Annotated in this window: 11 protein-coding genes; all 11 read right to left on the reverse strand. The window is 44.0% G+C overall.

Translation table 11 applies throughout. From position 1 onward, the window contains the following. Positions 1-270: 270 nt before the first annotated feature. Positions 271-5,856 carry a hypothetical protein gene (locus tag AC1DE7_RS11905; RefSeq protein WP_477534424.1) on the reverse strand — a complete coding sequence of 1,862 codons (5,586 nt, stop codon included), beginning with the start codon at positions 5,854-5,856 and terminating at the stop codon, positions 271-273. Between the two features lie 78 nt (positions 5,857-5,934). Then, entirely contained in the window at positions 5,935-7,080 is a 1,146-nt protein-coding gene (locus tag AC1DE7_RS11910; protein ID WP_169482058.1) for a hypothetical protein, read from the reverse strand. 16 nt (positions 7,081-7,096) lie between these two features. Then, positions 7,097-8,977 carry a hypothetical protein gene (locus tag AC1DE7_RS11915; RefSeq protein ID WP_477534425.1) on the reverse strand — a complete coding sequence of 627 codons (1,881 nt, stop codon included), beginning with the start codon at positions 8,975-8,977 and terminating at the stop codon, positions 7,097-7,099. An 11-nt stretch (positions 8,978-8,988) separates the two neighbouring features. Continuing rightward, positions 8,989-9,399 carry a hypothetical protein gene (locus tag AC1DE7_RS11920; protein ID WP_036672292.1) on the reverse strand — a complete coding sequence of 137 codons (411 nt, stop codon included), beginning with the start codon at positions 9,397-9,399 and terminating at the stop codon, positions 8,989-8,991. 18 nt (positions 9,400-9,417) lie between these two features. Further along, positions 9,418-9,834 (reverse strand): hypothetical protein, encoded by a 417-nt coding sequence (locus AC1DE7_RS11925; RefSeq protein ID WP_036607798.1) that lies wholly within the window; start codon positions 9,832-9,834, stop codon positions 9,418-9,420. After that, complete coding sequence (locus tag AC1DE7_RS11930; protein ID WP_477534426.1) at positions 9,834-12,974, reverse strand: M23 family metallopeptidase; 3,141 nt, start codon at positions 12,972-12,974, stop codon at positions 9,834-9,836. The genes AC1DE7_RS11925 and AC1DE7_RS11930 overlap by 1 nt, the downstream gene beginning before the upstream one ends. Positions 12,975-12,989: 15 nt before the next feature. Continuing rightward, on the reverse strand, positions 12,990-14,342 hold the full coding sequence (locus tag AC1DE7_RS11935; RefSeq protein WP_477534427.1) for a hypothetical protein: 1,353 nt from the start codon (positions 14,340-14,342) through the stop codon (positions 12,990-12,992). 100 nt (positions 14,343-14,442) lie between these two features. Next, positions 14,443-15,093, reverse strand: a complete 651-nt coding sequence (locus AC1DE7_RS11940; protein ID WP_036672295.1) for an S-layer homology domain-containing protein — start codon at positions 15,091-15,093, stop codon at positions 14,443-14,445. A gap of 23 nt (positions 15,094-15,116) precedes the next feature. Continuing rightward, positions 15,117-18,971, reverse strand: a complete 3,855-nt coding sequence (locus AC1DE7_RS11945) for a hypothetical protein (RefSeq protein WP_477534428.1) — start codon at positions 18,969-18,971, stop codon at positions 15,117-15,119. Positions 18,972-19,038: 67 nt separating this feature from the next. Beyond that, positions 19,039-19,371, reverse strand: a complete 333-nt coding sequence (locus AC1DE7_RS11950; protein WP_223199730.1) for a hypothetical protein — start codon at positions 19,369-19,371, stop codon at positions 19,039-19,041. 20 nt (positions 19,372-19,391) lie between these two features. Then, positions 19,392-19,871 (reverse strand): hypothetical protein, encoded by a 480-nt coding sequence (locus AC1DE7_RS11955; protein ID WP_076328278.1) that lies wholly within the window; start codon positions 19,869-19,871, stop codon positions 19,392-19,394. Between the last annotated feature and the right edge of the window lie 72 nt (positions 19,872-19,943).

Raw genomic sequence — 19,943 nt, forward strand, 5'->3', positions numbered from 1 at the left:
AACCGTCTGCCATCGTCCTATCTGACCGTAACCAGGATCACCTAGAATAGGATTATTTTCTTCGCCATGCCGGTCCGTTTCACTTCTCGGTGCATTGGGACTCTCCGGGAGATGCTCTGGATGGTTAGGATTGGCATAATCGTCTTTATCAGCTATCTTAGCTCTCATATTGGCGAACAACACGCCTTTTTGAGACATTGTAAATAATCCAAATGTATGACCCATAAAAATCACCTCGTACTCGCTCTATACGAAAAAAAGAACACTGAGTTAATCAGTGCCCGTTAAATCGTATTGTAGTTTGGAATCGGTATAGATTTGCAGTTTACCTTTCATGATGGATACTGAGATTGTGTACCATCGATCCCTCTCCCATTTAAAAGGTTGCATCGGAGAACCTACAGACTCTTTTCTACCCGCGACGACATGATACAGCTGCATCGGTGTCCTCATATCTAGAGCATTTGTAGAATCACCACCATTGACCATGAACATCCAATAGTTATTGGTATCTCGCATTTTAAAAATAATACCAACGCCATCGTCACCCTTCTCGTTCTCATCTACCTTGAAATCAACGGAGAATTTATACTGATCGCCCAGAAAATTATTCCGGTACCATCCGTTGATTTGAGAAGTTTCATTTTTACTGTAAAACTTGCCGAGGAGCTCATCCCGTTTCCAATCGCCGCCTCCGAATTGAACCCAATCATCCGCCTGAACAAGTTCAAGTGCATCCATCTCTTTGGAGTATGGGAAATAAACGTTAAACGGGTCATGAGGATCATACTCTTCGGGCACGCCAAAACCACCCTCCCAGTCTTCGGGATTCATTCCGTGGTCCAACAGATTATCGGTATAATCGAAAACAAGTCCCTGCGCGGTAGTATCCATAAGAGGCAGATATCCCTCAGTAATCCGATCCCGATAAGCCAACACCGAATCGACTTCAACATCAGAAGCCCGTCCTTCCACTTTGGCTTCGTGATAGATCTTCATAAGATGCGCTGTTCGTTCAGGCAAAAATGCAAAAAGCTGTTCCAAATACTCTGCACGCATCTCAGGTCGTTCAGCGAAAATAAAGCCCGTGATCACCTGCGTACATCGTTCCTCAAAGGTTGCGAATGTATCCTCCGGATTCTGCAATTCAGACAAACGAGCATTCGCAAATGTTGCCTCTCGTGTCTGGTTTTCCAGATGAGATATTCGTTCATCCTCTCGTTCTGCAGTGATGACATCCTGTTGAACAAGCGCCACTCTGCCCTCAAATTCTGCATATGAAAAATCATCCACTTCTTGTCCAGATCCACTTAACTTGATTGACATGTTAGTATCTTCTGTATTTAATTCACCATTAAGAATATTCTTAAATGCAGTCGTTATTTCGTAATGCCCCGTAGAATCAAGTGGTCCGGTTTCACCGGATAATCCTGCCCCAACATTAGCGTGGTGCCCTGAGTTCATGCCTGTCCATGTACAATCGATTAATTCACCATCCACTTGTACTTTCTTTCCTTCTGAACCATCTAGAAGAGAAGCACCTTGTTCCAACTTGCTAGCATTCAATTGCTCTCCCACATGCCCATGCTGTTGAATTTTTAATGCTTCAGATATAGTAACAATTGAAGAATAATTGCTCGCCTTGTCACTCACTAAAGATTGCTCCCAATCAGCCTGGGAATTACCTTTTGTGCTTAACAAACCGGATTCAAATGTAGCCCGAAGAGGATTTAGAATTCCCTCTATATCTTCCTCAAGACTTGTCCTTCGCTCGCTCTTTGATCCGTTCCGTTGTTCCTCAACATACGTATCTCTTGCACGTTTATCTCCGTTGTTGGTAAAGTGATATTCGGAACTTTTACCACCCTTAGTCGCGAGAAGATTTTCTTCCAAATTGCCATATTGAGGCTTGGTAGAAAATAGCATTTCTTCAATTTGTCCATACTGAGGTTTAATTCCGAGTAGCTGCTCTTCCAAGTTCCCATACCGGTATTTAGTTGCCTGCAACTCCTCTTCAATCTGCCCATATTTGAGCGGCAAACCTCCAATGGATTCTACTGGCACGTCTGCGTACTTAGGTTTATCCCCGCTGTCAAGATATTGATCTATCAAACCATATTGATATTTGGTAGCAACCCACTGGCTCTCCAGATTTCCCTGTTGCGGCTTATCAGCTATCCACTGCTGTTCCAGGTTACCAAGTTTGTATACCTGACCCAGAAAATCTTCATTCACCCATGAATCTTTCAATTGAGTAGCATGTTCAACTCGACCTGATTGCTCTGAAAATCTTCCTGAGTTCATGGCCAATTGTATTCCGTCATTCATGTTTGCCTGTTTTAATTCCATATAACTGTAAAATGATCCTTCTGCTGTTACACCCAGTCGATGATTCGTTTCCCCCATATAACCATCATCCCATTGCATTTCACGCAAATCCTGATATCCAAGGCCATAGCCTTCACTAGATAGACCTTGGCGTAAAAATGGATCTCCTAATTCATATCCCTCACTTGTATTTGCTTGACGAATTCCAGAAGTGCTGGAGGTATACAACTGAATGACCTGTGCTTTTCTCATTTGTGAAGAAGCTCCTGAGACTATCTCTCCAGTCTGTTGAAGCTCACGACTAACAGGACTGCCTAAGTTATATTCTTCACTCACATCCGCTTGTTGACTGAAACGGGCACCAATGGAGTACTCTTCGCTAATATGCAGTTCTCGCAGATCTGTCGAACCCGCAACGTATGTATTAGAGTGCTCGCCTGACCGAAGGATAGATTCTCCTGTAGCATAATCTTGCTCGTTAAATAATCCATCTCGATCGTGATTAGAGCCATCGACTGTTTCATTCACCATGCCGAACTTTTCCTGTAAGTGAGCAGCGTTCATTTCTGATAGATCCTCATCGAAAACTCCTGGAGATGAATCAACAAAACCAAGTGGAGTATCAAAATTAAAAGTAATCGGTTTGGCATCCCAATCCGCATAAGTCACCTCGATGGTTTCTCCGCGCCGATCAAACTTTGAACCCGTATTTTGCTCATTCAGCAACCCTACTTGATTATACTCACTGTCTTTTTCCTTGAAGGACTCGGACATTTTATCATCTACATTCCCCTGACGGGGTAGGTGATCTGCATCTAGATATGGTGTGTCTGTCCATGCATCATCGGGCTCTTGATATGCTTCTGGCATGTCCATGTCGATGATAACTTGTTTCAATTCTCTAATACCCTCTGAACTGAATGTAACGAGTCCATTATCACTTTGTTTATTTGAACTCAAGATACCCACTTCAATTAATGCATCGATTCTCTCTCGAATTCCAGTGAGAAGGTTTTCATCCATAAAGGCGACATCATCGGTCTGATACACCGCATCAATCATCATCTCCAATACAAGCGCAGGGCGTTCTAATAATTCAGCTGCCAGCAATGAATCTTCCAGATGAACCGGATATAATTTGTTTCCAATCGTTCCACCATCACTGATGAACTTTTTTAGTAAGTCATCCAAGTAAACCATATGCTTCTGCGTCATATTTTTTAGGGATTGCCACAATTTCTCTATATTGAGCTCTTTGCTGCCTTTAAGTGCTACATACATATCATCGTCAAGAAAAAGGTTTTTACTATCCCTACTCTTCAGCGCCTCGTAGACCGTATCTTCAATTGTCAATGTCTTATCTTCACGTTCTCCACGTAAAGCTTGAGGTAACCAGATTCCTTGCTCAGTAATGCGGTTACCCGCACTTGAGGATTTTAATTCTATCTCATATGTATCCGTTCGCTCGGCATGCACTTCTGTTTTGGGAATATACATGGTTCGCGGACCAACATGACCCGTATCGAATTGGGAAGATACAAATGATTCAAATTTGTCGACCCTGCGTCCTTCTGAATATTCTCGAAGGAGATGTGCAGCTTCTTTATCTACCCGAGTGCCCTCAGGTTTATCCCTCTCAACATTAGCGAATTCTACTGTATCTCGATGTGCTTCGGATTTATTTCGCAAGACATTTCCGAACTCCGTAGCATCCCTTGATGCAAGAATTTGCTTATTCGTGTCCTCAACTGCTCCAAGTACAACAATAAGTCGGTGAGCCTTGATTTGCGTATTCACATTTTCAATATAAGCAGGATTATGATCTATGATTCTTTTGCCCCATGGAAACTCCTGATCTATTGTTGCCGGATTATGACCTATAATACGTTGTCCTCTTGGAAAAGCATTTTGGATCACCCAGGGCCCACTACGAATATCTCTTAACGCAAATGCAGGATGATACCTATTGGCTGAAGATCTGTCCATATAGGTTTGCACGCCTTTAGCCATACTTCCCCATAGACCTTCCTTATTAATCAAGGTAGGTGCTGTCAGTCGGCTCCGATCCAAATTTATGATCTCGTTTAAAGAAATAATATCATGCTCTGCGCTTCGTCTATATAACTGTGTTTCCGCTAAAAGCAGTTCTTTATTCGTATCTCTTTCCATTCGGAGAGACTGATGTACCACACTTGGGAATTGGCGTGTTTTCAGTTTAGCCAGAACAGGTGGACGCATGACTAATCCGTTTTCGAAATCTTTGCGTTGCCCCCATTGTTGTACATACTGCATCTGCGTTTCAAAATCAATATTCCGCAAGGCTTGATTGAACTGAGCCAGTTGTCCTTTGACCTGAAGATTTCTTTCACCCTGATCTGGCTTGTGAACACTGATTTCTCTCGTATGATCTATTGAAGACAGAATTTTCTCATGTACAATTTTCATATATTCTTCTTGTAGGAATCGTGAAGAATTCCCTATTTGTATGTCATGATCTATGCTTGAATCCCGTTTATAGAAACGCTGGGAGTCACTCATAAGCTCCTTGGAGGTGTGCCGATGATGAGCTGTTGCAGCTTTTAGCATGTTTCCATATGAAACATCGAGTTCACGCCGAGTCATCGATGAAGCCAAGTCCAGCTTGGATATCGCAGTATCTTTCAGTCTCTCTTTAACGCTGTCAATTACTCTAACTATGATGCTGCGTCGCTCAGTTTCTTTCAGAGCACCATCCATCACCATTTGCTCCGTGAGCATCGAAACTGTCCGATTGGCTATCGCTAAAACCTCAAGCCGGGTATGCTTCTGATGATCTCTGGCTGACGCCATGATTCGTTCAACAACGGTTTCAACTGCGTCATCTCGCTCGTAATCTCCAAGATAATCCAGAATGACATCCTGATCCGAGAAACGAACACCCCATTGGGATGGATGAATTTTATCCAGATTTTTCAGCAAGTTGCGTGTCACTGTAACATTCTTGAATATTCTCAATTCTTTGTTATTATCAACACGCCATGCAGCATCTTCCGTATGCAACTGTCCCTGATGCAACCACTGCATTCGATCAGCAGCCTTTTGCTCAGAGTTATCCATAAGATTGCTATCTCGAAGAGATGTTCGAATTCCTTCAATCGCTTCTAAGGACTCATCGGCACCTAATCGATTACGCATAGCCTTAATGCCTTCTTCGATCTCGCTTTGTACCGTATTTCGTTTGTCTCCAATAGGTATCTCGTTTATCGATACATGATTCCTTGTTCTTCCATCAGACAGAACGATAAATTGTTCTTCTCCTTCCAAGTCTCTTTTGATGGAGTCAATCAATTCGTCTTTTATCGTATCATCAGCAGCATTCCTTGCCATGTAGAAGTCCAGCATCAATATGCTGGCATAACGACTATAAGGAATATATACAAACATATAGTCCAAAGGCCTGCTTCCTGTACTGCCTATCCTGAGCAAATATCCCTGTGATGTCTGAACAATGTCCCGGATGCTAAAATAGTATTCGTTTGTTGTGAGCACTGCATCACCCCCTCCAAATAAAAAGGGAACTCCTGAGCGGAGTCAGGGTTCCCTCTACTGAATCTATACGATTCAGGTCTATGCTTGTTTACTTGAGTAACGTACCTCTTTCAGAATCGCTACGCCCATACGTTGATTAGCTGATAAGTTCATGAAGTTCTGTTGTGTATCTGTATCGAAATAACGATAAACCTCTTGATGCCAAGGCTTTCCTTCCACGTCAATAATCAACTCATCCAGGTGAAGGATATTATGTTTTGTTACCGCAATGCAGTTGTCAAACTGACCACGATATCCCTCATAGGGGTGGACAACATAAATTGGAGACAAGTGATATTTGGACGTCCATTTGGATGCCTGAAACCCCTGTGGTTCTAGTTCAAGTCCCGTATCCCCAAGTTCAGGATCAATAAAGGCTTTGCCTACTGGTGGTGCTTGAGTAATGAAAGAAGGATAGTGGCTTTGGAATTCAATACCTGATTTAGTTTTGAGCATCTGCAACGTGTTGTTACCTGCAGAAGTATACTGTCCATAGTAGTATGTACCGTCTTTAGCAATTGTTGCGATATCCGGTTCATCAATAACTGCACCTGCCGTCAGCATAACGTTTCCGTCTACATCATTGAGGTTATATTTGAATGGCTTCAGCGCACCTACATAGAGGAATGATTTTTTATAATCCAGGAAATTTACAGCCGGATCTGCAACCAGAACCATAGCCAGACGATTATTCATCACATTGATATACATGTAAACCGGCTTTTCTTTGTTTCGATCCGTTGGCGTATGACTCTCCAGTGCCCACTGGTACAGTACAGGGTGACCTGTTAATTTGAATGTTGGCAGTGTCTTCACTGGCAAAGCAGCAGGCTCTTCTCCTTCCAGTCCTTCAAGCAATTGGACCGTCAATGTACTATGCTCTACATATTTAGGTGTTGGTGTGATCACTCGTGGAACGATGGCGTGATTCGTGAACTGTACATAATATTTTTTGGTGATTGGTTTTTCTGTTGTTCCGATAGTCATGGTGCCTTGAAGAATCAACAGACTGATACGATTTTCAGCATCCTTTTCCTCATAAAACACCTTCCACGAGTTATTCTCAGCTGTTTCACCCGCTGTTGATTCGAAGGGGAATTTCTCGAAAGCCGTAATCTCCTCCTTCAACTTGTTCAGAAGATCCTGGGATGTTGTAATGGTTTCTACATACTTAAAATTTGCCATGTAATGTTAATCCTCCTTATTTAATTTCCTTAAGTATTGCAATCGTGACCTGATCCGGTGCAGGCGACTGCTTGAAAAAGTTCATCGGTGATTTGATACTGAAGAATTTGTACACTTCAGTCCAATTACCAGCTACAGGGTTATCATTATCTTTGGGAATCTCCGTATCTACAATCAGTTCATCCAGATTAACGAGATTCTGATCATATATCGCGACAACCCCATCCATATAACCCCGATAACCTTCCGCTTGGTGCACCAGGTAGACTGGACTTGCATGGTATTTCCCAGTCCATAGTGACTTTTGGAAACCGTCCTTGTCTAACACTAGTTTAGACAGTTCTTTTGGGATACTCCCAACATCGGGATAATTCGGCAGCTGGGTAATAAATGCTGGATAATGAGCTTGATACAATACGTTACCTCGAGTTCGAAGAAGAGATACCGAGTCCATCCCGTTCGAAGTATACTCTCCGTATTGCGCATACTTGTCAGGATTCAAATCCGTTCGTATTTCATTTTTTGTGTATCCTGTTAGATCTTGTTTTAAGTCTCCCATACCTACGGTTAAACCAAAGTTGCCAATATGATCATGGTCATTGAAAGGTACGATTTTTCCAAAATAACCGAAACTTCGGTAATAACCATGAATATTGGGAGAAGGATCTCCTTCAATGACAATCGCAGCTCGGTCGTTATTGACCGAAATATGGTAGGCTACCAGGTAATCCGGTCTCCGTTTTTTGTTTGGCAACCATTTCACAGTCGAGTTACGTCCGTAAAAGAAATGGGAAGCTGGACTGATCAGTTCAGTAAGACCATCAAAATCCTTGTCCCATGTGATGGTTGGCGGCGTGTACAATTTAGTTGCTTCAGGATCATTCCACTGCTCATACATCGCTTCTGCTGCTGTCTGATCCACCACCACAGGTGTTGACCCAGGTGATACGGTTGAAGGACTGCAGATGCCTTTGTATGTAGCTGACGGATCACCCTTGCTTAATTCGCCTACAAATCCTACACCATGATGGCAGTCAAAGTAATTATAATCTCCGCCCGCAAAGTTCTGAGGCTGAGTAAACATGATAAAGTAATCCCGAGAGGAAATCCCCTCTGGTACATCAGGTGTAGCTTTCAACACAACCTTTGGTGTAGTGTAGTTGGTTGGTTCAGCTACGTAATATCGTTCGGTGAAAGTGTAATTTGTTGCAAGAACAGGTTCAGTTCTATGGTAGTAATTACTACTACCAGATGAATATCTTTCATTTTCTACTCTTAGCTTAAAACCGTTTCTATTCAAAGCATATGCCCAATCTCCAGGCATTTCGGTAATCAACTCAAATTCATTCCAATCTGTGCTATCGACCCTCGTTGTATTTTTCTTGGTCTGAGTTTGTTTAACAAAATACACACGGGTACCTTCTACAGAGGTTTCGTCAGGGATAATGACGACCATTGCATTCGGGATATTTAAATAAACAGTTTGACCTTTATCATCAAGATACTCGTGTGTTGTTACAAGAATTTTTTTGTTTGTCTTAATATTAGGAGAACCGAGCACCTCGTATATGTATCCATCCTCATCCATAAGCATTCTTCCATCTTTTGCTGCAGAGATGTTTTGCAAATTACTCGCTATTCTCAAAACATCATACGATTTACCATCAATATGTCTGTATTTCCCCTGAACGCCTGAACGGGTCATCTCTTTGTAAGTCACCCATACATCTGACATGGACTCGTAGACCTTTTTCCATTTGTTTTCCACATTTGAACCATTAGCGGATGGAATCTTCGCGCCTACAATGGCATCGGCCAGATTGAAAATAATATCCTCTGCTTTACTTTCACCTGACACGAATCCACTGAACTTGGTTAATGGTATTGTCTGTGCCATCGTCACCCTCCTTATCTCAAAAATTTGATGTTGTACCAGACCGACTTGGCTTCAGCCACCGCGTTAAAAAAGTCAAACGTGATGGTCGTTCCCGCCGGAATCGGGTAGACAATTCCGAAACTGTTACCCATAGAAACCGACTCGGGAAGTTCCTTCGCATAAATGGTGCGGCACACCTTTTCAGTCCCGATCATCAGCTCCCAGTAATCGCCGACACAGTAGTGGCTCGCAGCAAATGCAATGCTCAGGAACTCTGTGTCATACGCCAAGGTGAACGTATCAGACTTGGTGGTCTTGGCCGCCGGAATGTCCAACATCTGTCCCCGAATGAACGGGATCGTCTTTTTACTGAAGTGTGGGTACGGCAGCTCGCGCACTTTGTCGATGACGCCACCCGCGATGTAAGATACATTAAATGCCATGGAACCACCTCCTACATGTTATATACGACTTACGCTCGTTCCAGTTAAGCGTCCTTCGTCATCATAATTTAGACCAATATTGTAAGTGAACATCGACTCTCCACTCGGATCATATGTACGGGCCGTCACCTGCGTTAGCCTGAAATACTTGTAATAATCATAATCCGGGTGGGAATAGCCCACCCCGGAAGGAAAGTCTTCCTCATCCTCTGAGCCAAACTTCATCCAGATCGAAACCTTCCATGCCGATTCATACAAGAGGTCTGCTCCAGTCACCCGGTCCGGGTCCTGCATGTGCTCCCGATATAATGTAACGGAAGGTTCACCTTCAAGGGGAGAAACATTCGAATTGGAGATACTGCTATATTTGCGAAGCTCCCGGTGGATTAGATCCAGCACGGGAAATACAATATTTTCATTCACAATGCCGGCCATTACACCATCACTCCCTTTCTTGCCCACATCATATCAATGACCTGTAACATGCCACGGTCAACCGAATAACTGGTTTTAATACTTTTAATCGTATATACAGCTCGTGTGGTGGTCGTTTTATCCGTCACAATGACGTTGTCGAGCAGATCAAGCGCAGGATTCGCAGGAATGGACACCTGTAGCGTACGGCACATCCGTTTCATATCAAAAAAAGCTCGTTCTGCCACCTGTCTCTTGGCTTCAACCGTCTTCGCCCAAGGAACGGCCAGCACCATGGTTCGGATTTCTCCTTTGAGTTCGAGTAAAATCTCCTTGTCTACGAAACTGCTCTGACTATCATTCGAGTCGATAACTACGATGTGACTTCTTCCTCTGGACCAGTCTGTAGATTTGGTTATGGAGATCAGATTGTCATTCTCGGAAAACTCTGCCACGACCGGTTTGTCATAATTCAAGCGCTCCAGTCGGTACGTACCATAACGGTCACAGTAGCTTCGATACGGAATCTCCGAGATCACCTCCTGAACAGCTTCCGTAACTTTGGCAGACCATTGCTCAAACGTCCTGCCATACTCCTCAATAAATGGATTAAGCCATCCATTCGGTGTCAGCACTGTACTTGCATCCTTGACTTCAAACTCACCTTCTTGACCCGGTACGGGGACAATGACCCTACCCGTCTTCTGATTTACCTCAATCAGATATGTCTCGTCAATCACGTAGTCAGGATAAGAGCGATCCTCACTGGTAGCCCGCCAACCCACCATACCTGCATGTTTAACGAGATCTAGTACTACCGTAGATTTGACCCAGGCCGGCTTTTCAAGCTCCACAGGCTGAGCTGGTGTTGGTGTAACTGCGGGAGTGGAGGTTGCTGTAATGGTCCAGCTTGCAGGGTCTGCAAGCATCTCCTGATAATAGGTCCATACCTTGTCCACCCAATTCTCCCGATCCTGACTCCAAGTCATGGGAGCGATGTCTCCACCATTATGGAAATAAAGTACATCCGCCTTGGAACTCACTTTTTTCCCTCTGGAAGCCAGCGCCTTGGACATCCGTTCTGCTCCGCGCTTCATTTGCTCCTGAATTCCCTTGTAAAGGGGATTGCAAGCACTTTTACTAGGACAGCCATATCCAAGAATAAAGCTTTTATTTTCTTCTGTGCCCTTCCCTTGTGTTCCCAAAACAGTCTCGTGCCTGCATATTGCAAGCAAAAACTTATGATCAGGTACACCATACGCCGCAGCTTGGGCCTGGGCAGCCTGAATAATGGATGATGTCCGGTCCGTGCCAACTGCTGCAGGCGGCACCGGATCTGGCACATTGTCAATCTCTTCTACCTCTGGATAGGCTTTTTTCTCGGAAATGACTTTCTCGATAATGCGCTTGTACATATCTCGGGCCGTAATCTCCAGCGTGGAGCCTTCACCATTGATGTCCACCTTGTCAATCAGTCCCGTAAATACCCGCATCATGTGCTGACCATATCCCATATATATGCGTATCGGTGTATTTTCACTCAGAACCCCGATATGGAATCCGTTTGCAAAATAAGACCATGGAGACGGTACACCACCAAGCTCAGGAAAATAAGCAGGATTATAATCCGGAGAGAAGAATCCTCTTGGATTGGAGATGGTCAGCCGTGCTTCCCGGGCTTCAGAATCAAACTGATCATCGATTTCGGCACTAATGATATTGGGAAGAACCTGCGTGTCCATATAGACAAAAGACCCGACCTGAATAACATCCGTCTCTGTCCTTCTATTATTGATAAAATCTCCGTAGCTGTTCGTTTGATAATATCCTTTAGACGGATCCAGCCCTTCTTCACTCTTTTGATTCTTCAACGGAGCAGGCAACAACTCTTGTATGCGAATATAATCGATGGCGAACTTTTTATACTTCTCCTTCGAAGCAGGGACAGATCCGGTTGGAACAGTCGAGTTTTGTTTGCCCCCATACGTCACCTTAATCTTGATACTCTTGGCTTTTGCAGGGATCACGATATTATTCAATTCCGTCAGTTTGGTCAGGTCATATGCCCCGTTGAACTTATTCACATAGGCATACGTTTTACCATCAATCACCACCGCGAAAGAATCCCCTTCCGCTTCACTAAAATTAGTCCCCATTCCAATACTAAGCAGCCCTTGCGTGGGCATACTCAGTTTTGTCACGTTAATCTCAAATTCAGCTACGGCGGCTTTGCCTTCAAAGGTGTATAGCAATTTGCCTCCTGAATCAAACATAGTCCAGCCCGATTCAATCTTGGCATAATCCGAAAATTTCAATCCGGTTGTATAAACGTTTTTCTCATGCCAGTTTCGCTTGTCGAACTTCTCATTCAGTTTGATCTCTCCGGGATATCCTTCAACCTGAACCGGCTTTACATCAGTAAATGTTGTTTTCGCATTTCCGTGCAATTTGCGCTGTCCGCTCAGATATAATCTAGGATCAACTGGCTTGCCACCCTCTCCAGTTCTCGTTGTTGGATTGACTCCTTCCCAAATTTCAAAATGCAGATGTTTTCCCTTGCCCGCCGCACGTTCAGCCGCGGACACCTTATGCCCACCAGTATATACGCCACCCGTATTGCCTAGCGTTCCAATGACAGTCCCTTGAGCTACTTCATCATCCTCCGAACAGAGAATTTCTTTTAGATGAAAATATTTGGTGATGACACCATTATCATGTCTTATATTTACGGCATTACCGGCACCTTCTGTTTTATTCAAGGATGTTCGGACTACTTTTCCGGCCCATGCAGCCAAAATTGGTGTTCCGATCTTCTCCGACAAATCGATGCCTCGGTGAATTTTTGACGCACTATTACGAGGAGCACCAAATTCATCTGTAACAGGAGTGGTAATCAGCGTTTTACCCTTGATCGGAAAACAAATCTCCTGAGCATTCGCTTGAGTCGATCCGTTATATATACCATTACTCGACTCATCCACCCAAACGGATTCTGTACTGATGATGGGTACCTGCTCGGTTACGATATGTCTGAACTCTTCTGTCCGTCCCGGGATAAATGCCAGCCGATCTACTTCGACACGGATATTGGGAACTGCTCCTTCCCCCAGCTTCAGACGTTGGGACAGCACATTCATAACCTCATCCGAAATTGGAATCATATTGTAATCTCCCCCTTACTTGAATCGCTCGATGGTCCATTTCATGAATCGGTCCAGGAAAGCTACGGCTTCAGCCCGTGTCATAGCGGAATTTCCAAGGAACCATATCTCTTCCTCGTCCGTACCACCTACAGGTCTTCCCATATCCGTGACTTCCGCTGCACCATCCACCTTTTTCTTGATAGGAATTCCATTAATTAGTGGATCATTGTTCGCAAATGTTTCGTCTTCCATTTCCGAGACGGCTATTTTCCAGAAAGCGTCTTTGGACTGCTCTACCCGCTCATTTTTGTCCCGATAATATATGGCCGAATCTTTGCCAACGTCTGCGAACCTCTCGCTCACATCTTTGAGATAATAGAACGTCACTTCGTCGCCCTCTGAGAAAGGTTGATTGAAAACAACCGTATGGTTGTCAATTTCCGAATAAGCCGGTGTTTCTTGGACTTTATCTTTTTTTTCGTCTTTGAATTTCACTGTAATTTTAAGTTTCTTTTTACCTGCGGGATAATTGCCGTTAAGTCTAAAAACCCGTTGTCCCTGAAATGCCGTAATAGGCTGATTAATCCCCGTCGTTGGTGCTTTCATGTCCGTAAATCTGGCATAGAACACCTTGCGTAACTTATTAATCAGATGAAAGGCTTCTCCCCGCTGTATAATGGCATTAGGAAAGAAACAATTGTTGTATGCTGGTTTGAGGGTTGTCGCTTTGATATCTTCACTCTTGAATTTGTTATTCTTCGTCCAATAATTGAACTTGCAAGTGACACCGTTCAGATTAAAAGGAAGGAACACCGAGCCCCCAGGGCTGACACAATATACATCCGTTCGGTAACCAATAGCCTTTGTTGCAATTTTGGTTACCGCCGCGGCATCCCCCATGGTATCACCCCATACCTCGGAAGGAATACTGAGTCTGCGAAGCGGTTGGCCTGCAGCATACAAATATTCCTGATGATTACGACTGAATGGATCGTAGAAATAGGTCGTCGCTGCACTAAGTTCAGCTCTGGGCAGATCTCCAGTCCAGGACACGGGTGGCCTTTTCCAAGCACTGTCTAGCAACGGTTCTCCATAACTACAGAAGGACACCACCTGTCCTGCTTTCACACCGGTATACAACTCCACATCGGTTAATCCCTTACTATTGGTTTCAGCCGTTTGGTAGATCGTTTGAACACCATCAATAAACACATACAGTGGATTGTCATCTGTTGGTTTAATCAGCACAGGTAGACTAAATGAGGTTTGCCCCGCTTTCCCTTTGATTTCCTCATATACAAACTGCTTGCCTTCCTCAAACTTGTTATAGTTGATCCCGGCCACAAAGACTTCACCATCTTCCAAAACCATATTCGTGGCTTCCATAACATCGTTATAGAACCAGTCCCCTTCGTTTACATCAACCCATTTTCGTATGATAAACACCTCCTATCTTTAGAATAGACAGAAAAGAGAGTAGGTCACCCTACTCTCGAATTGTTCGTTCCAGCAGACGCTTGGTTCGCATCAGGAAAGTAACAAACTCTGCTCTGGTTATAAAGTTTTCCGGTCTGAAATATAGAATTGGGGTGCCATCCAATTGTGTTACAACCGTCAGCCCCAAATCAGCCAAGCGTTCAATGGAATCTCTTGCCCAGTGGTCCTTTCCTTCTGTCGTCTGTAAATCCTGAAACTGTATTGCACTCTTACGGTCATAACCATCTTTTTTGATCAGGGTCATGGTCAATTCGACCTTGTACCCCTTTTGATCTTTATCCATCGTATCCTGATGGTAGAAAATAGGGTCAACTTTGATGGACTCTACAACACCAACATAAATATTGCCCTTCTCATCATAAAATTTGTGTGTCCAGCCTACGTACATGACGTAGTCGTGATAGGATTGTTTATCTTTAAACAAGATGTTAATGATGGCCTTGTATGAAGACACGCCCATCTGATGAAAATGCGAGGGAGCATTAATCATTTTAATTTCCCTCACTTGCGGATTGGGCGATGGTGAAGAGTACGGATCAATAATTCTTCCGTTCACTGGCTCAAACTTCATGCCTGTATCTATATACAGCTTTCTTTTATACCGGTCATTAACTAAGCCAAACGGGTCTTGCTGCGTCATATCAGATGCCCTCCTTACCTATTTTATCTGGGGATATGATTACTTCCCATTCCCGCACCAACATTGCTGGCCATTCGGTTTGCAATACCAGGACTGTTCTGCCGTAGTGTCTTGTCCAACGTAGATGTAAGTCTCTCCACATCTTTTGTGCTGCCTGTCATATTATCGATGTTCACATGAACCGTAACATCCCCCGAGCCAACCATCACACTTTTATGTGTATTGTTCGTCGTCATGTAGTCAAAGTAATCCATGACCTTAAGACCTGCTGGAATGTTGAAAGAAGATATCGGTTTATCCATTTTTTTGCTAATTTCATACAAATTTTTGGACTGTTCTACACCCAATGCCTGGATTTGTTTAAAAATCTCCATATATTCATTTGATCCTGGTTTAAACACACCACTATTCAGCAGATTCTTCCAATCTTGCTTGATCGAACTTATTTGTGAGTTCATTTCAGATGCACGGGATTTGTTCAATGCAATTAATTCTGGTGCATCTTCCTTCCCCCCATTAGCCGTAAGAAGATCATACATTCGTTTATCATAATCCAACTGCGTCAACTCAAACTGATCATTCATCTTGCGTCTAAGCTCATCAATCTGGCTGTTTTTAACACCATTCAGTTCAAGTTCTGATTGTGCCTTCTGCTGTTTCTTCTCATTGATCTCCAGGCCCAGTTCATCTTTATCCTTACCTTCAGCCATCTTGTCGTACGTCTTCTGTAAACTTGCAATGGCCTTATCGAAGAACTTGATATTCTCTTGCAAATATTTCTCCATTAGCGCGCGCATCTGACCAGAATCTTCGCGAACACCACTAATCAACAGACGGGATCGAGTGACTTGGTAATTGGTTTCGTTATCACTTGTCGATTTGTTAAGCTGCCGATTAATCTTGGCGATCATTTCATCAATACCATTGCTTTGCGGCTGTGGCCTATAACCGTTAGCAATAGTTCCTATTCCACCCGCAGCAGGAATATACTGCATTTGAGGTTGAATGTATTGTATCTGCGGTTGTTGTTGTTTGTTGTCCCCAGGCGGTTTTCCAGACTCTTTATCCATTTGAATCTGGGCTTCTTTTTTCTCCTGCTTATAGTTGTATTCCTTGCCCAGTTTCTTCTCAACTGCATCTCCGCCGTCTTCGCTCCATACCGCCTTAAATCCCTTCCAGTAGTCCCCGAACTTGTTATTCGTTGCATTGTTACCAAATAGGCTGCTGATTCCTCCCTTAACAACTGCATCCATTCCAAGGTTAAGGCCTTTCCACACTTTACCTACAACTGAAGACTGCTCCATATCTTTAAAATCCTTGGCCAGTTCCTCTTTATTTGTTGCACGAATACTTTGCTTCTCCGCTTCTGACTTACCCATATTACTCAGCGGATCAACAAGACCGGACACTACATCCACAGCAGTCATGGCAGCCCCAAGATAAGGAACGGCTTTTAGGGGTTTCAGTATAGACTTACCGAACTTGCCGAGCTTTGCTAATTTCCCTGGAATGTCTCCTTTTTTCTTACGCTCGCTTGTAATATCACGTTGGGTAAGGATATCTCCAGGGGTTCCATCAGGTTTATCTGGACCTCTTAGTACGTTCCCGTCCTTGTCACGAATAGGTGCATGACCGTTAAAAAATGCTTTTTTACTACCGACTTCTTTCATATCTTCGAATCTCTGTTTTATCCCTCGTCGCTTCGGCTTGTCCTTCTTCTTCTTGTCTGAACCAAAATCCATAACTTCCTCAATCTTTGATTTAGCCATATCCTTAATTACGTCATTGATAAAATCTTGATGTCTCTCTAAAAAAGGCTTGTTTGCTGAGTCTTCCTTGTCATCCTTAACAGGGGATCCAGGGGATCCACCACTTCCTGCACCTGGAACAACTAACAATCCTCCTGGACCATTCATCATACTCGCGAGCTGAACCTGTTCAAGTTCCTTCAGTTTGGATATGTATGCTGTAGCATCGATCATGCCTTGTCTAAAAGAAGCATTTAACTCATTGACTTCGGTTCTCAATGTGGAGAGAACATCATTCAATAGAGTTGACTGTTTACGCAGCTTCTGGATCTCGGATTCGTACCGTTGAACATCGGTTGAACCGTATGTAAACTCAGCATTAAGGAAATACAACTTATTTCGTAGTTCAACCGCATCGAGGTCCATGTCATCCATCGCCATCATCAAAACTCTAGCTTGGTGTTCAAGTTGCATCATTGCTCTACTCGTGTCATCCAACTCTCGCCCTAGAAACTCAAGGCTTCGCTTCGTCTTTGCAATCTGAATATCGAGTGAATGCATTTCTTCTCGCAGCAGAAGAAGTTCTCGACTATACGTTTTGACTCGCTTCTCAGCTTCGTCACGTTCTTCTGCATGAATGGAAGAAGCCGCTGTATCCCCATCTTGTATAGCCTGATTGTACATTTTATGTTGATGATCTCGGTTAGTCCGAGCCTGAAGTACCTCACCTTGCTTGGCTGCGGCCCTACTTTGAATTTCTGTTCTGCGATGATCCAGAGTCTGTAGACGACTCTGCTGTCTGCCCATTTCTTGCGCTACACCAGCACGTTGCACATCCCTGACTCGAAGTGGCTCGGGAACGTTGCTCCCCGTATTTTCGACTTCCCCTGGATCCGCATTTGTAGCACGGTATCGCTTCTGATCGCCTTCATTCATCACTTCACCGAACTTATCCCACGCAACCTGAACACCGACTTCATCCATAATTCGGTTAAGCAATTCCATATGATCAACAATGCCACCCGTACGATCTCCAATTAACCGCATGACTGCGATAAGATAATCGCCCAGCTCGGCAAATTCCTCTTTCAACCCTTGCATCGCCTCATGTGTTGCAATCTGAAATGCGATTTCGATCTCTCGTTGTCGGAATAGAAGGTTGTCTCTACTACCGGTGCGCTGATGGATCGACGCGTTTGCATCCGTAGCCTTCACTTGTTCAGCAAGAAGATCGAATCTAACTCGATTCGATGCAAAGCCCTGCTGAGGATGATCTCCTTTTGACTGAACCAACAATCCAGCCTTGCTAATCCAGTTGGCTAATGCATCCTCTTGTGCAAGCGTTCCATCAGGATTACCAACCATTGGAAGGGTTTGACGCATCATATCCATCAAGTCCTGAATGCCAACATCCAACATCGTTGAAGCTTTGATCATCATGTCTGTGACTTGGGACAGATCAAAGCTACTGCTTCCCCATGCCGGAGTAACAGCTTCCAGACCTGTTGCCGTCTGTTCTACATCCATATTGCCCACTGAATGCAGCTTGGCTACTTCTTCAGCAAACGCTACAGCTTCAGATGAATGATCATAATTACGAGAACCAATGCGATAGGCAAGACCTACATCTTCCTGATCCATACCATGTTGCAGTGCAATTCGTTGCAGATTTTTGACCGTTCCGGTTTGTGTGAATTGCCCACTGTCATTTGTTGTCCCAGACGATCTAAGCTCCAAATTTTGGTCGGCCCGGCTTATCTGTTGATCCATCTGCTGCGACGAGTCAAGGGATTTCTTGAGTAGTGTTGATGAATACCCCTTGGTTTCACCTGCTGAAATATATTTCATCGTATTCATCACGGAGTCTAACAACCCCTGTGAGTCAACTGCAGACACATCCTTCATTTCACTGAACGCTCCACGATAAAAGTGCTCCAAATCGGTAGTCAGTGTTTCAATCATTTGCGACTGCATATCACTTCTGATTGTCTCCACTCGTCTAATCAGTGTGCTAACGCCTGAAGGGGAACTCTCTTTCAGTACTGCGTTTTGTCCAGTTAATTGATCCTTATCCGTTAATATTTCTTGTGTTAAGGAATGTTTATCTCCTTGTCCTTCTGTTTCAGTCAAAAGAATCACCGCCTTTATGCATAAATCCCGTTCTACCTTCATTTAGGCAAAACGGGATATCTCTCTCTTATCCTCCGAGCGCTTGTGCAAGCATACCGATATCATCTTCTGATATCTCCGTGTAATCCTCGTCATTGAAGGTTCTTTTACGTCTGACGGTCCCATCTTCTTCAACTTCCTCGCCCCCACCGCCACCGAACATGCGAAGAGGTGCTGTCATAAGTTCAACCTCAAATTGAATATATTTCTCGGCTGACTTGCACAGCTCCGCAACCTGAGGGAGTGTGTACTCCCAAATCTCCCACTTGTTCAGCCCACAGTGTTTATGGAGGGTGAAGAAGATTTCTCCCCAGTGAACGGGTTCCTGTGTTTCCGTATCACGGATTTCGGTTCCCTCCAAAGACTCCCCCTCGGTGCGTTCTACTTTTTTAAACCATTGAGTCCAATGAGCATATCAATGACTTTGCGAGCTGTGTTCAGATCAAGGTACTCATCCAGATACTCTCGATTGATGGTATACTCACCATGCTCATCTTTGGTCACGATATGTGGATAGTTTTTGAATGCCATTGCCAATACATCAAATAAATCCTGCTGCCGCTTTTCATCCAGTTCATCATTCTCAGTCGGAATGAAGTTAAGAATAATGGCATCGATATTCACCGTTTTTAGCAACTTCATCAGACGGCGGGCATCCTTCAGGTTACATGGCGGAATACGATATTTCCGTCGATCCCGCAGCGTAATAATCTCATCATCTTCAAAGAATGCACGCTCAGCAGCTTCCACTTCCTCCGGAGTCACCCGTTTGTTTTCCGGATCATCTTTGATTCGTTTCGCCGCTTCCTCATTCAGCTTTTCCGCAAGCTCACGCTCGGATTTTTCTTGTTCTGTTTCCATGAATTTAAAGACCTCCCCAGGACATTCTCCCCCATATAATAAAAAGCCTGGCAAGGCAAGGCTCTGTGAAGG

Source organism: Paenibacillus sp. 10L310 (assembly GCF_056395745.1).